Consider the following 12,977-nt stretch of genomic DNA (forward strand, 5'->3'; position numbering starts at 1 on the left):
CCCCAGGCACGGAAACGTACGAGGGGTGACGTGACGGGCAATCACCCACAACCCGCCTTGCCCTGCTCGCGTTTTGTCCGCGCCGCGCCGAACCCGCTGGGAGAGCACCGCATGAGAAAACGCGTCACCCGACAAGTCCTGACCACCGTACGCGGGCACCGGGGGATCATCTGTGCGACCGCCTCGGCGGCGCTCGTCGTGCCGTTCCTGGTCGACCGTTCCGGTGACACCGCCGTGCCGGCCGACCGGCTCCTGCAGGAGGAGTACCGGGCCGCGGCGGAGGAGTTCCACGTGCCCAGGAGCGTGCTCATGGGCGTGTCCTACCTGCAGTCCCGGTGGGACTCGCACCCGGGCGTGCCGAGCGTCGTCGGCGGCTACGGGCCGATGCACCTGGTGGACACGCGCGAGGCACCGCAGCCCCGCCACGGGCAGGCCCGGCCGCGCGCCACGACGGCGGGACCGCCCGCCGCCCGCCCGGGAAAGTCCCCGGACAGCGGCACCGGGCAGCCCGCCGACCTGCGCCGGGCCGCCCGGCTGCTCGAGCTCCCGGACCGCCAGCTGCGCAGCGACGACGCCGCCAACGTGCGCGGGGGCGCGGCCCTCCTCGCCGCGACGCAAGCCGAGCTGGGCAAGCCGCTCAGCGCCGACCCGGCGGACTGGTGGGACGCCGTGGCGCGCTTCCCCGGCTCGAACGACGCCGTGTCGGCGGCGGCCTACGCGAACGACGTCTACGACGTGATCCGCCGCGGCGCGCGGCGCACCACCGACGAGGGACAGGAAGTCGTCCTCGCCGCGACTCCCGGCGTCCGCCCGCACCGGGCCGTGCCCCAGGGCGCGCAGCGGCCGAAGAACGTGGAGTGCCCGCCCGAGCTGTCCTGCTCCTGGCTCGGTGCGCCCTACGTCGAGATGGACGGTGGCGGGTACGGCAACCACGACCTGGCCGACCGGCCCAAGGACCAGCGGATCGACTACATCGTCATCCACGACACCGAGGCCCCGCTGTCCTCGATGTTCATGACCGTCCAGGACCCCGAAGAGGCGTCGTGGCACTACTCCGTCCGCTCCAGCGACGGCCACGTCACCCAGCACGTCCCGATCAAGGACGCGAGCTGGCACTCCGGGAACCAGTTCGTCAACGCCCACTCGATCGGCATCGAGCACGAGGGATTCCTGCGGCAGCCCGACGCCTGGTACACGGAGCAGATGTACCGGTCCTCGGCGCGCCTGGTGAAGTACCTCGCGAAGAAGTACAAGGTCCCGCTCGACCGGCAGCACGTCTTCGGCCACGACAACGTGCCGTCCCCGACCGAGGACACCATCCCGGACATGCACGACGACCCCGGCCCCTTCTGGGACTGGCGGCACTACTACGACCTGCTCGGCGCACCGCTGCGGGAGACGGCCGGGCCGGACAGCGACGCGGTGATGATCCTGCCGGACTACGTCCACTACAAGCCGGAGTTCACGGGGTGCGTCAAGGGCGGGGTGCGGTGCGCGCCGCACGGCTCCAGCGCCGTGCGCCTGCGCACCCGGCCGGACGACGGCGCCCCGCTCATCCAGGACCCGGGCCGGCGCCCGGACGGGGACGACTCCACGGAGGACGTCGACGACCTGGGGTCGCGGGTGTCGGCGGGCCAGACCTTCGCGGTCGCCGAGCGCCGGGGCGACTGGACGGCCATCTGGTTCCAGGGCCACAAGGGCTGGTTCAGGAACCCGAAGGACCACCCGGTGGCCGTCGGGGCGCGCGCCAGCGTGGTGACCCCGAAGCAGGGCGTGGACGAGATCCCGGTGTTCGGCCGCCCCCTCCCGGAGAAGGAGGCCTACCCGGAGGGGGTGGCCCCGGAGACCGAGTCGCCGCTGCCGTACACCCTCCACGCGGGCCAGGAGTACGTGACCGGGGCCCGCGCGTACGGCACCTACGTCGACCGGTCGACGTTCGCCCAGTCGCCGGCGCCGGTGGTGCACGGCCGGGAGCCGTACTACGAAATCCAGTTCGACCACCGGCTCGCCTTCGTCAGGGCGAGCGACGTGGACGTCAGGACGGTGGACGCGCCGATGCCGAAGCGGTGAGACTGGACCGTCCGACGCTCCGGCTCCCCAGGACGGTGACCCATGGAAGTGGAAGTACCCCGCGTCGAACTCACCCCGCGCGCCGCCGAGCTGGTGCGCCGGCTGCGCGCCGAGCACGGGCCCCTGATGTTCCACCAGTCGGGCGGCTGCTGCGACGGCAGCGCGCCCATGTGCTACCCGGACGGCGAGTTCCGCACCGGCGGCTCGGACGTGCTGCTGGCGGAGCTGGCCGTCGAGGGCGTCGAGGAGCCCGTGACCTTCTGGATGTCGCGCAGCCAGTACGAGGCGTGGAGCCACACCCGGCTGATCGTGGACGTCGTACCAGGCCGCGGGAGCGGTTTCTCGCTGGAGGCACCCGAGGGGGTCCGTTTTCTCACCCGTTCTCGCGTACTCGACGGCTAGACGCCCCGCGGACCCCCGTCGTCTGCTGCACTTCCCTTGGCCGAAGGGAAAGTTGACGACACATCGGGAGGCGCGGTGGCGCTCCAGCGGCGGGGGCAGGCGGCGGTCAGATCGGTTCTCACGGTTCTCACGGCGTTCGGTGTACTGGCCGGTGCGGCCCTGGCGGAGGCGGCACCGGCCGGTGCCGTTCAGCGGGGCAGACGGATCGCGCCGGGGGTCACCTACCGGCAGTTCGACATCGACGCGGCGGCGGGCGAGGCACACGCCCACCTGCTCACCGTCGACCTGGCCGATCCGCACGTGCGGGTGGACCTGCTGTACCCGGGGACGGTCGCGGCCCGCGCCACCGTGTCCCGGATGGCCGGCTCGGCGGGCGCGGTCGCCGGCGTGAACGGCGACTTCTTCCACATCAGCGAGACCCAGCACCCGGGCGTCGAGGCGACGGGCGCGCCGGTGGGGCCGGCGATCGCGGACGGGCGGGTGCTCAAGGCGGCGGTGCCCGACGGCCAGCGGTTCGGGCCCGCGCTGCCTCCCGGCGCCGGCACGCGGGACGTGCTCGGCGTGGGCACCGACCACCGGGCCCGCCTGGACCGCCTCGGCCTCACCGGCTCCGTGACCACACCCGAGGGGCGGATCCCGCTGAAGGGGCTGAACCAGTACGCGCTGCCGGAGGACTCCGTCGGCGCCTTCACCGCGCGGTGGGGCAGCGCCTCCCGCAGGCGCGCCGTCTGCGGCACGGACACCCGGCGGTCGGCTCCGTGCAGCACGGACACCTACGAGGTGACGGTGCGCGACGGCCGGGTGGTGGCCGTCTCCCGCACGCCGGGCAGCGGCTCGATCCCGGCGGACGGCACCGTGCTGGTGGGCCGCGAGGAGGGCGCCCGGCGCCTGCGGAAGCTGTCGGTCGGCGACAGGGTGCGCGTCACGCACGGCCTGGTGGCGGCCGCCACCCGGGTCCCCTACCGCTTCGCCGTCGGCGGCTTCCCGGTGCTGCGCGACGGCAGGCCGCTGCCCGGGCTCGACGACTCGGCCTCGGCCGTGCGCACGGTGGTCGGGTTCACCGGCGGCGGCCTGCGGATGCTGCTGCTCGTCCTGGACGGAGCCTCCGACTACCGCACCGGCCTGACCGTCGCCGAGGAGGCGGCCACCCTGCGGGGCCTGGGCGCCTCCGACGCGTTCAACCTGGACGGCGGGGGCTCCAGCGACCTGGTCACCCGCGACGCGGGCACGGGCGGGGTGAAGGTCCGCAACCATCCGAGCGGCGGCATCGAGCGCCCCGTCGCGAACGGCATCGGCGTCTTCTCCCACTGACCTGCGGTTCAGGGCCGCAGGCTGCTCACCAGGCCGGCGGTGGCGGTGAGCCCGCTGTGGAGGGTGGGCGCCATGCTGGTGCCGGCCAGGTAGAAGCCGAGCAGCAGGCAGACCAGGGCATGGGAGATCTTCAGCGCGCCGTTGCGGATGAAGACCACGGCCAGGATCGACAGCAGCAGCACCACAGAGATGGAAATGGCCATCCGGAACCTCCTCCGCCACGCCCCGTATGCGGCGTTCGGTCGCAAGTGTGGCGTAGCGGAGGGTTGGTCCGGGCGGCTGACGTGTCCTCCGATCGTGTGGTTGTGACCGGACGGGTGTGCGCCGGTCAGGGCGCCTGGAGATCGACCAGGCCGGCCAGTGTCGTGCGGTGCGCCCCCGCCGTGCCGTAGGCGATCGAGTCGGCCTTGGCCCGCTTGAGGTACAGGTGGACCGGGTGCTCCCAGGTCATGCCGATCCCGGCGTGCAGCTGCAGTGCCTCCTCGGCCGCGTGGACGGCGACGGGCGCCGCGTACGCCTGGGCGACGGCGACCAGGACGTCGGTGTCCTCCCCGGTGGCCAGCGCGTCGGCGGCCGCGCGGGCGGCGGCCCGGAGGTTCACCACCTCCAGCCAGAGCTGGGCGAGCCGGTGCTTGAGGGCCTGGAAGCCGCCGACCGGGCGGTTGAACTGCTTGCGTTCCTTGAGGTACCGCACGGTGTCGGTCAACGACTTCTCCGCGACGCCGAGTTGCTCGGCGGCGAGCAGCCCGGCGGCGGCGCGCAGGGCCCGCCGTACGGCCTGCTCGGCGTCGCCGACGCGGCGGCCGGGCGCGCCGTCGAGGGTGACGGTGGCGAGCGGGCGGGTCAGGTCAAGGGAGGTCTGCGGGGTGACGGTCACCGCGTCGGCGGCCACGGCGTACAGGCCGCCGTCGTCGGCCGGGACGAGCAGGACGTCGGCCGCGGCCGCGTCGGCGATGCCGGTCAGCTCGCCGTGCAGGGTGCCGTCGGCGGCGCGCACGGTCCGCAGCGGGGCGCCCGGTGCCGTGTGCAGCCCGACCGCGAGCGCGCCGATGGTGCGGCCGGAGGCCAGCCGGCCCAGCAGCTCCTCGTCGCCCGAGGCCAGCAGGGCCTCGGTGGCCACGACGGCACTGGTGAGGTAGGGCACGGGCGCGACCGCCCGCCCCAGCTCCTCCAGCACGACGGCGGCCTCCCGGTGCGTGGCGCCCTGGCCGCCCTGCGCCTCGGGCACCAGCAGCCCGGCGAGGCCCATGCCGTCGGCGAGCAGCTTCCACAGGGCGAGGTCGTGCGGGGCGTCGGACTCGGTGCGGGCGATGACGCCGGCCGCGTCGCAGTGGTCCGTGAGCAGGTCGCGGACGGCGGCGCGCAGCGCCTCTTCCTCCTCGGAGTGCAGGAGATCCGGCTGGGTGCTCATCGGGCGAGGTCCTTCCAGGCGACGTCCTTGTCGGTGCGCGGCTCGGCGGGCAGGCCGAGGACGCGTTCGGCGACGATGTTCAGCAGGACCTCGCTGGTCCCGCCCTCGATGCTGTTGCCCTTGGAGCGCAGGTAGCGGTAGCCGGCGTCGCGGCCGGTGAAGTCGACCAGTTCGGGGCGGCGCATGGTCCAGTCGTCGTACAGCAGGCCCTCCTCGCCGCGCAGCTCCACCTCCAGGCCGCTGATCTCCTGGTTGAGGCGGGCGAAGGCGAGCTTCATGCCGGCGCCCTCGGGGCCGGGCTGGCCGGCGGCGAGCTGCTGGCGCAGGCGCTCGGCGGTGAGGCGGGCGACCTCGGACTCCACCCACAGCTTCAGCAGCCGCTGGTGCAGGTCGTGGGTGCGCAGGTCCGGGCGCTCGCGCCAGGTCCTCGACACCGGGCCGATCATGCCGCCCTCGCGGGGCAGCCGCATGCCGCCGATGGCGACGCGCTCGTTGTTCAGCGTGGTCTGCGCGACCCGCCAGCCGTCGCCGACCTCGCCGAGGCGGCGGGAGTCGGGGATCGCCACGCCGGTGAGGAAGACCTCGTTGAACTCGGCCTCACCCGTGATCTGGCGCAGCGGCCGCACCTCGACCCCGGGGTCGGTCATGTCGCACAGGAAGTAGGTGATGCCCTGGTGCTTGGGCACGTCCGGGTCGGTGCGGGCGATGAGGATGGCCCAGCGGGCCAGGTGGGCACTGGACGTCCACACCTTCTGCCCGTTCACCACCCACGTGTCGCCGTCGCGGACGGCCCGGGTGGCGAGGGCGGCCAGGTCGGAGCCGGCGCCGGGCTCGCTGAAGAGCTGGCACCAGACCTCCTCGCCGGTCCACAGGGGGCGCAGGAAGCGCCGCTTCTGCTCCTCGGTGCCGTACTTCAGGATCGTCGGCGCGGCCATGCCGAGGCCGATGCCGATGCGCCGGGGGTCGTTGTCCGGGGCGCCCGCGGCCTCCAGCTCGGCGTCCACGACGGCCTGAAGCGCGCGCGGGGCACCGAGCCCGCCGAGGCCCTCCGGGTAGTGCACCCAGGCCAGGCCGGCGTCGAAGCGGGCCCGCAGGAAGTCCAGGCGGCCGGTCTCGGCGGGCGGATGGGCGGCCAGCAGTTCCCGGGTACGGCTGCGCAGCTCCTCGGCGCCGGTCATGCGGCGGCTCCCTTCTCCAGGACGACGGCCACCCGGCCGGTGGTGACGCCGTCGGCGACCCGCTGCACGGCCGCGGCGGCGCCGTCGAGCGGCACCCGCTCGCTGACCAGCGGCCTGATCGCGCCGCGCGCGGCCAGTTCGGTGAGCTGCTCGTGGCAGTGCAGGACCAGCTTCGGGTTCTTGGTGTTGTACAGGCCCCAATGGAGGCCGAGGATCGAGTAGTTCTTCACCAGCGCGTGGTTGAGCGCGGGGCTGGGAATGGTGCCGCTGGCGAAGCCGACGACCACGATGCGGCCCTCGAAGGCGACCAGCTTGGCGGACTGGGCGTAGGCGGCGCCGCCGACGGGGTCGTAGATCACGTCGGCGCCCCGGCCGCCGGTGGCCTCCTTCACGGCGGCGACGACGTCCTCGGCGCGCCGGTCGACGACCACGTCGCAGCCCAGTTCGCGCGCGACGGCCGCCTTCTCGGGGCCGCCCACCACGCCGATGACCGTGGCCCCGGCCGCCTTGCCGAGCTGCACGGCCGCGCTGCCGACGCCGCCGGCCGCGGCGTGCACGAGCAGCGTCTCGCCGGCCTCCAGGTGCGCCCGCCGGTGCAGGCCGAACCAGCCGGTCTGGTAGCCGATGTGCAGCGCGGCGGCCTCCGCGTCGTCCAGCGACTCGGGCGCGGGCAGCAGCGCGCGGGCGTCGGCGACGGCGTACTCGGCGAAACCGCCGTACGGCAGGACGGGGGTGGCGATGACCCGGCGGCCGTCCTCGGTCTCTGCGCAGATCTCCACCCCGGGGGTGAAGGGCAGCGGCGGCCGCACCTGGTACTGGCCCCGGCACAGCAGGGCGTCGGGGAAGTTGATGTTGGCGGCACGCACCCGCAGCAGCACCTGGCCGTCGCCGGGAGTGGGCCGCTCCACCTCCGCCAGGCGCATCACCTCGCCCGGCTCGCCGTTCTCGTGCACTTGCCATGCCTGCATGCGGGGCCTCCACGGGGACTGCTTCGTCTGACCGGTCCGACGGCATACTAAGCGGTCGCTTGCCGATCGGGGAACAGTCGCGTGCGTCACGGCCGCCGGGGCCGGGCCCGTACGTGCATCCGCTCCCCCTGCGGACCGAACAGGCTCAGGAACTCGACCGGCCCCTCCCCCGTCGACCCGAACCAGTGCGGCACCCGCGTGTCGAACTCCGCCGCCTCCCCCGGCGACAGCACCACGTCGTGCTCGCCGAGCACCAGCCGCAGCCGCCCCGAGAGCACGTACAGCCACTCGTAGCCCTCGTGGCTGCGCTGGTCCGGCTCCTGCCGGCGCTGCGGTTCGAGGATCTTGAAGGCCTGCAGACCCCCGGGCTGCCGGGTCAGCGGCCAGAAGACGCGGCCGTGCCGTTCGACGGGCTTGGCCCGCACCACGGGGTCGCCGACCGGTGGGGCGCCGACCAGTTCGTCCAGCGCCACCTGGTGGGCCCGGGCGATGGGCAGCAGCAGTTCCAGGCTGGGCCGGCGCAGGCCGGACTCCAGACGGGACAGGGTGCTGACGGAGATGCCGGTGGCCTCGGACAGCGCGGCCAGGGTCACCTCGCGCTCCTTGCGGATCCGCCGCAGTCTCGGGCCGACGCCCGCCAGAACGCCGTCGGTGCCGTCGTCGCCCTCGCCGCTGTTCCCGCTCTCGATGCGTTCGCCGTTCATGACCACATTGCAGAATCGGCAAAGAGGTTTGTCAATGCGGCAGTCTCCGCGCGACCGTCGGCGGCGGAGGTGGTCACATGACCGAGGGGTACGAGGTCGTCGTGGTGGGCGGCGGAGCGGCCGGGCTGTCGGCCGCGCTGGTGCTGGGCCGGGCCCGGCGGCGCACGCTGGTCGTCGACGCGGGCGAGCCGCGCAACGCGCCGTCCGCACACATGCAGGGCTATCTGTCCCGGGACGGGATGTCGCCGGCTCAGTTCCTGGCGACCGGACGTGAGGAGATCGCCCGGTACGGGGTGGAGCTGGTCCGGGACCGGGTGGTGGACGCGACGCGGGACGGGGACTTCACCGTGACCCTGGCGAGCGGCGGACGTGTCCGGGCCCGGCACCTGGTCGTCGCGACCGGGCTCCAGGACGAGCTCCCGCCGGTCCCCGGTGTAGCCGAGCGGTTCGGCCGGGACGTGGTCCACTGCCCGTACTGCCACGGCTGGGAGGTCCGCGACCGGGCGACCGGCGTGCTCGCGAGCAGCGTGCTGAGCGTGCACCAGGCGCTCATGGTCACCCAGTGGTCCCAGGACGTGCGGCTCTTCCTGCACCAGGTGCCGGAGGCGGACCTGACGGACGTCGACCGGCGCAGGCTGGCCACCGCCGGAGTCGACGTCGTGCCCGGCGAGGTGGCCGAGGTGCTGGCCGACGGGGACCGGCTCACCGGCGTCCGGCTCACCGAGGGGGCCGTCCACGAGCGCGAGGTGCTCTACGTCGCCCCGCGCGCCGTCCCGCGGGGCGACCTGCTCGTGCGGCTGGGCGCGCAGATGCGGGAGACGCCGTTCGGGAGCTACCCGGTGATCGACGAGCGGGGCCTGACGAGCGTGCCCGGGCTGTGGGCGGCGGGCAACGCGAGCGGCTTCGCCGAGCAGGTGGTGAACGCGGCCAGCCGCGGTTACCGGTCCGGGGCGGCGATCAACGGGGAACTGCTCTTCGCCGATCTCGACGCCGGTGCGCAGGTGTAGACCCCGCTCCCGCGGTGCACCATGACTGCATGCTGCTGACCCGGCTCGCCGAGGTGTCCGGGGAGGTCGCCGCGACGGCGGCCCGATCCCGCAAGACCGACCTGCTCGCGGAGCTGTTCCGGGAGGCGGAGGCGGACGACGTGCCGATCGTCATCCCCTACCTGGCCGGACGGCTCCCCCAGGGCCGGCTCGGCGTGGGCTGGAAGGTGCTCGGCCGGCCGGTCCCGCCGGCCACCGAGCCCTCCCTGACGGTGCGCGAGGTGGACGCCCGGCTGACCGAGCTGGGCAAGGTCTCCGGTCCCGGCGCGCAGGCCGAGCGGATCCGGATCGTCGGTGAGCTGATGGGCGGCGCCACCGAGGCGGAGCAGCGATTCCTGCTCGGTCTGCTCACCGGCGAGGTCCGGCAGGGCGCGCTGGACGCCGTCGCGGTGGAGGGCCTCGCGCGGGCGACCGGCGCGGACCCGGCGGACGTACGGCGGGCGGTGATGCTCGCCGGGTCGCTGCAGACGGTGGCACGGGCCCTGCTCGCCGAGGGGCCCGCGTCCCTGGAGCGGTTCCGGCTGACCGTCGGCCGCCCGGTGCTGCCGATGCTCGCGCACAGCGCCTCCTCGGTCGCCGAGGCGGTGGACAAGCTCGGCGCCTGCGCGGTGGAGGAGAAGCTGGACGGCATCCGGGTGCAGGTCCACCGCGACGGCGCCGCCGTGCGGATCCACACCCGCACCCTGGACGACATCACCGACCGGCTGCCGGAGGTCACCGCCGCCGTGCTGGGGCTGGCGGGAGAGCGGTTCATCCTGGACGGCGAGGTGATCTCCTTCGACGGGGACGGCCGGCCCCGCTCCTTCCAGGAGACGGCGGGCCGGGTCGGCTCGCGGACGGACGTGGCGAGGGCCGCCGCCGAGGTGCCCGTCTCCCCCGTCTTCTTCGACGTCCTCGTGGTCGACGGCCGGGACCTGCTCGACCTGCCCTTCGCCGAGCGCCACGCGGAGCTGGCCCGGCTGGTGCCCGGCCCGATGCGGGTGCGCCGCACCGTGGTGTCCGGCCCCGGGGACACCCCCGAGGCGGAGCGCTTCCTCGCCGCCACCCTGGCCCGGGGCCACGAGGGCGTGGTCGTCAAGGCCCTGGACGCCCCCTACAGCGCGGGCCGGCGCGGTGCCGCGTGGCTGAAGGTGAAGCCCGTGCACACCCTCGACCTGGTCGTGCTCGCCGCCGAGTGGGGCCACGGGCGGCGCACCGGCCGGCTGTCCAACCTGCACCTGGGCGCGCGCACCGAGGACGGCGGCTTCGCGATGCTCGGCAAGACCTTCAAGGGCATGACCGACGCGATGCTCGCCTGGCAGACCGAGCGGCTGGCGGAGCTGGCCGTGGAGGAGCACGGCTGGGGGGTGCGGGTGCGCCCCGAACTCGTCGTGGAGATCGCCTACGACGGCCTGCAGCGCTCCTCCCGCTACCCGGCCGGGGTCACCCTGCGCTTCGCGCGCGTCGTGCGGTACCGGGAGGACAAGCGGCCCGGGGAGGCCGACACCGTGGAGGCCGTGCTGGCGGCCCACCCGGGGGTCGGGCCGTGACGGCCCGGGCGGCGAGGCGCAGCGCGGGACTGCTGCTGTTCCGGCGCACCGGCGACGGACTCCAGGTGCTGCTCGGCCACATGGGCGGGCCGTACTTCGCGAAGAAGGACGCGGGCGCCTGGACGGTGCCCAAAGGCGAGTACGAGCCGGACGAGCCGGCCCGGGAGGCGGCGTGGCGGGAGTTCCGGGAGGAGCTGGGGCTGGCGCCGCCCGAGGGGGAGGCCGTACCGCTCGGCGAGGTCGTCCAGGCGGGCGGCAAGACCGTCACGGTGTGGGCGGTGGAGGGGGACCTCGACCCGGACGCGATCGAACCCGGCACCTTCACCATGGTGTGGCCGCCCCGGTCCGGGCAGGTGCGGGAGTTCCCGGAGCTGGACCGGGTGGCGTGGTTCGGTCTCGACCGGGCCCGTGCGGTGATCATCACGGCGCAGGCGGCGTTTCTGGACCGGCTGGCGGAGCACTCGGGCTGAACAGGGGCCTACGCGTTGCGACGGGCGCGGTCGCGCGCGAAGGTCGAAGCAAGCCCGCTCCCAGGGAGGTCAGCCATGCCCATCGCGACGGTGAACCCGGCGACCGGCGAGACGCTCAAGACGTACGAGGCCATGGGCGAGGAGGAGCTGGAACGCCGGCTCCAGCTCGCGGAGGCCACGTTCCGCACGTACCGGACGACCGGCTTCGCCGAGCGCTCCCGCCTGCTCGACAAAGCCGCCGACCTGCTGGACGAGGACCAGCGGGAGATCGGCCGGATCATGACCACCGAGATGGGCAAGCCGGTCAAGCAGGCCCGCGCGGAGGCCGCCAAGTGCGCCAAGGCGATGCGCTGGTACGCCGAGCGCGCCGAGGGGCTGCTGGCCGAGGAGGAGCCCGACGAGACCGACGTGCGGGACTCCGGCGCCTCCCGGGTCCGGGTCCGCTACCGCCCGCTCGGCCCCGTGCTCGCGGTCATGCCGTGGAACTTCCCGCTGTGGCAGGTGATCCGCTTCGCGGCGCCCGCGCTGATGGCCGGCAACGTGGGGCTGCTCAAGCACGCCTCCAACGTGCCGCAGACCGCGCTGTACCTGGAGGACCTGTTCCACCGGGCCGGCTTCCGGGAGGGCTGCTTCCAGACGCTGCTGATCGGCTCGGCGGCGGTGGACGACGTCCTGCGCGACGAGCGGGTGAAGGCCGCGACGCTCACGGGCAGCGAGCCGGCCGGGCGGGCGGTCGCCTCCACCGCCGGCGAGATGATCAAGAAGACGGTGCTGGAGCTGGGCGGCAGCGACCCGTACGTGGTGATGCCCTCCGCCGACCTGGACCGGGCGGCGCGGGTGGCGGTGACCGCGCGCGTGCAGAACAACGGGCAGTCGTGCATCGCCGCCAAGCGCTTCATCGTGCACACCGACGTCTACGACGCCTTCGCCGAGCGGTTCGTCGCGGGCATGCGGGCGCTGAAGGTCGGCGATCCGCTGGAGGAGGACACCGAGGTCGGGCCCCTCGCCAGCGAGCAGGGGCGGGCCGACATCGAGGAGCTCGTCGACGACGCCCGGCGCACGGGGGCCGAGGTGCTGTGCGGCGGGGAGCGGCCGGACGGGCCGGGCTGGTTCTACCCGCCGACCGTGCTGGCCGGGATCACCCGGGAGATGCGCATCCACCGCGAGGAGGCGTTCGGCCCGGTGGCCACGCTGTACCGGGCCGGCGACCTGGACGAGGCGCTGCTCATCGCCAACGACTCGCCGTTCGGACTGAGTTCGAACGTGTGGACGCGGGACGAGACGGAGGTGGAGCGGTTCGCGCGGGACCTGGAGGCCGGCGCGGTGTACGTCAACGGCATGACCGCCTCGCACCCGGCGTTCCCGTTCGGCGGGGTGAAGCGCTCGGGGTACGGGCGTGAGCTGTCCGGGCACGGAATCCGCGAGTTCTGCAACATCACCACGGTTTGGCAGGGTGCGTGACCACCTCGCGGCTACCATCCCGTTCTGTGAACCGCGAAGTGACTCTGCCTCTGATCGTCGACGACCGCGGTACGTTGCAGGTGGCCGCGGCCGACGTGAGTAAGTTGTTGCGGACCGTCGGCGGGCGGTGGCTGCACCTGGTCGAGGCCGGGGAACAGCTCGACGAGGACACCGTGGCCGCGCTGACCATCGAGCTGGCCAAGCTCGCGGATCGCATCGACGTGGCGTGCATCGCGCACAGCAGCGGAGCGCCGTAGAGGGCCGGTCGTGCGGCCGCGGGCGTGCGGCGCCGCGCCCGCGGTCGCGCCGTACCGGGGCACCGTTCCCCGCCCGTCCCGCGCCCCTTCGGTGACCTGCCTCGCCGTGGATCGTCCCTGACCGCGTGTCACCGGTTCGGAGTAACCCGACGCGAGATCGTCGCCCCCAC

At 74.1% G+C, this 12,977-nt stretch carries 13 protein-coding genes; 8 read left to right on the forward strand and 5 right to left on the reverse strand.

All coding sequences use genetic code 11. The features are described 5' to 3' along the window. Nucleotides 1-111 precede the first annotated feature (111 nt). The 3 genes from AQJ66_RS06610 to AQJ66_RS06620 all read left to right on the forward strand — a co-directional run bounded on the left by AQJ66_RS06610 (nt 112) and on the right by AQJ66_RS06620 (nt 3,783). Entirely contained in the window at nt 112-2,070 is a 1,959-nt protein-coding gene (locus tag AQJ66_RS06610) for an N-acetylmuramoyl-L-alanine amidase (RefSeq protein WP_061917949.1), read from the forward strand. Nucleotides 2,071-2,112: 42 nt separating this feature from the next. Beyond that, nucleotides 2,113-2,472 (forward strand): DUF779 domain-containing protein, encoded by a 360-nt coding sequence (locus tag AQJ66_RS06615; protein WP_061917951.1) that lies wholly within the window; start codon nt 2,113-2,115, stop codon nt 2,470-2,472. 75 nt (nt 2,473-2,547) lie between these two features. Continuing rightward, nucleotides 2,548-3,783 (forward strand): phosphodiester glycosidase family protein, encoded by a 1,236-nt coding sequence (locus tag AQJ66_RS06620; RefSeq protein ID WP_079060094.1) that lies wholly within the window; start codon nt 2,548-2,550, stop codon nt 3,781-3,783. Between the two features lie 8 nt (nt 3,784-3,791). Here the strand turns inward: AQJ66_RS06620 and AQJ66_RS06625 are convergent, their stop codons facing one another. The 5 genes from AQJ66_RS06625 to AQJ66_RS06645 form a co-directional block, all read right to left on the reverse strand. Next, nucleotides 3,792-3,986: a hypothetical protein gene (locus tag AQJ66_RS06625; RefSeq protein WP_061917954.1), complete on the reverse strand. Its 195-nt coding sequence runs from the start codon at nt 3,984-3,986 to the stop codon at nt 3,792-3,794. Nucleotides 3,987-4,111: 125 nt separating this feature from the next. Then, a complete protein-coding gene (locus tag AQJ66_RS06630; RefSeq protein WP_061917955.1) occupies nt 4,112-5,194 on the reverse strand; it encodes an acyl-CoA dehydrogenase family protein in 1,083 nt (360 codons plus the stop codon). Further along, nucleotides 5,191-6,372, reverse strand: coding sequence for an acyl-CoA dehydrogenase family protein (locus AQJ66_RS06635; RefSeq protein ID WP_061917957.1), 1,182 nt, complete (start codon nt 6,370-6,372; stop codon nt 5,191-5,193). Before AQJ66_RS06635 ends, AQJ66_RS06630 begins: the two co-directional genes overlap by 4 nt. Further along, nucleotides 6,369-7,340, reverse strand: coding sequence for an NADPH:quinone oxidoreductase family protein (locus AQJ66_RS06640; protein ID WP_061917959.1), 972 nt, complete (start codon nt 7,338-7,340; stop codon nt 6,369-6,371). The genes AQJ66_RS06635 and AQJ66_RS06640 overlap by 4 nt, the downstream gene beginning before the upstream one ends. Before the next feature lie 86 nt (nt 7,341-7,426). Then, the gene (locus AQJ66_RS06645; protein WP_061917961.1) at nt 7,427-8,044 is read right to left on the reverse strand and encodes a helix-turn-helix domain-containing protein; all 618 of its coding nucleotides are present in this window, start codon (nt 8,042-8,044) and stop codon (nt 7,427-7,429) included. Nucleotides 8,045-8,121: 77 nt separating this feature from the next. Between AQJ66_RS06645 and AQJ66_RS06650 the strand changes: the two genes are divergently transcribed. The 5 genes from AQJ66_RS06650 (at nt 8,122) to AQJ66_RS06670 (ending at nt 12,807) form a co-directional block, all read left to right on the forward strand. Continuing rightward, the gene (locus AQJ66_RS06650) at nt 8,122-9,051 is read left to right on the forward strand and encodes an NAD(P)/FAD-dependent oxidoreductase (RefSeq protein ID WP_061917963.1); all 930 of its coding nucleotides are present in this window, start codon (nt 8,122-8,124) and stop codon (nt 9,049-9,051) included. Between the two features lie 29 nt (nt 9,052-9,080). Further along, nucleotides 9,081-10,619, forward strand: a complete 1,539-nt coding sequence (locus AQJ66_RS06655; RefSeq protein ID WP_061917965.1) for an ATP-dependent DNA ligase — start codon at nt 9,081-9,083, stop codon at nt 10,617-10,619. After that, nucleotides 10,616-11,089, forward strand: coding sequence for an NUDIX hydrolase (locus AQJ66_RS06660; protein WP_061917967.1), 474 nt, complete (start codon nt 10,616-10,618; stop codon nt 11,087-11,089). The genes AQJ66_RS06655 and AQJ66_RS06660 overlap by 4 nt, the downstream gene beginning before the upstream one ends. Before the next feature lie 75 nt (nt 11,090-11,164). Further along, nucleotides 11,165-12,550, forward strand: coding sequence for an NADP-dependent succinic semialdehyde dehydrogenase (locus tag AQJ66_RS06665; protein WP_061917969.1), 1,386 nt, complete (start codon nt 11,165-11,167; stop codon nt 12,548-12,550). Nucleotides 12,551-12,576: 26 nt separating this feature from the next. After that, complete coding sequence (locus AQJ66_RS06670) at nt 12,577-12,807, forward strand: DUF6213 family protein (RefSeq protein WP_043477773.1); 231 nt, start codon at nt 12,577-12,579, stop codon at nt 12,805-12,807. The last annotated feature ends 170 nt before the right edge of the window (nt 12,808-12,977 follow it).

It is taken from the genome of Streptomyces bungoensis (assembly GCF_001514215.1).
Lineage (GTDB): Bacteria > Actinomycetota > Actinomycetes > Streptomycetales > Streptomycetaceae > Streptomyces > Streptomyces bungoensis.

Excerpts from the sequence above, each read along its gene's own strand:
- AQJ66_RS06610 (WP_061917949.1), top strand. The coding sequence starts at position 112 with ATGAGAAAACGCGTCACCCGACAAGTCCTGACCACCGTACGCGGGCAC.
- AQJ66_RS06615 (WP_061917951.1), top strand. The coding sequence starts at position 2,113 with ATGGAAGTGGAAGTACCCCGCGTCGAACTCACCCCGCGCGCCGCCGAG.
- AQJ66_RS06625 (WP_061917954.1), bottom strand. The coding sequence starts at position 3,986 with ATGGCCATTTCCATCTCTGTGGTGCTGCTGCTGTCGATCCTGGCCGTG.
- AQJ66_RS06630 (WP_061917955.1), bottom strand. The coding sequence starts at position 5,194 with ATGAGCACCCAGCCGGATCTCCTGCACTCCGAGGAGGAAGAGGCGCTG.
- AQJ66_RS06635 (WP_061917957.1), bottom strand. The coding sequence starts at position 6,372 with ATGACCGGCGCCGAGGAGCTGCGCAGCCGTACCCGGGAACTGCTGGCC.
- AQJ66_RS06640 (WP_061917959.1), bottom strand. The coding sequence starts at position 7,340 with ATGCAGGCATGGCAAGTGCACGAGAACGGCGAGCCGGGCGAGGTGATG.
- AQJ66_RS06645 (WP_061917961.1), bottom strand. The coding sequence starts at position 8,044 with ATGAACGGCGAACGCATCGAGAGCGGGAACAGCGGCGAGGGCGACGAC.
- AQJ66_RS06650 (WP_061917963.1), top strand. The coding sequence starts at position 8,122 with ATGACCGAGGGGTACGAGGTCGTCGTGGTGGGCGGCGGAGCGGCCGGG.
- AQJ66_RS06655 (WP_061917965.1), top strand. The coding sequence starts at position 9,081 with ATGCTGCTGACCCGGCTCGCCGAGGTGTCCGGGGAGGTCGCCGCGACG.
- AQJ66_RS06665 (WP_061917969.1), top strand. The coding sequence starts at position 11,165 with ATGCCCATCGCGACGGTGAACCCGGCGACCGGCGAGACGCTCAAGACG.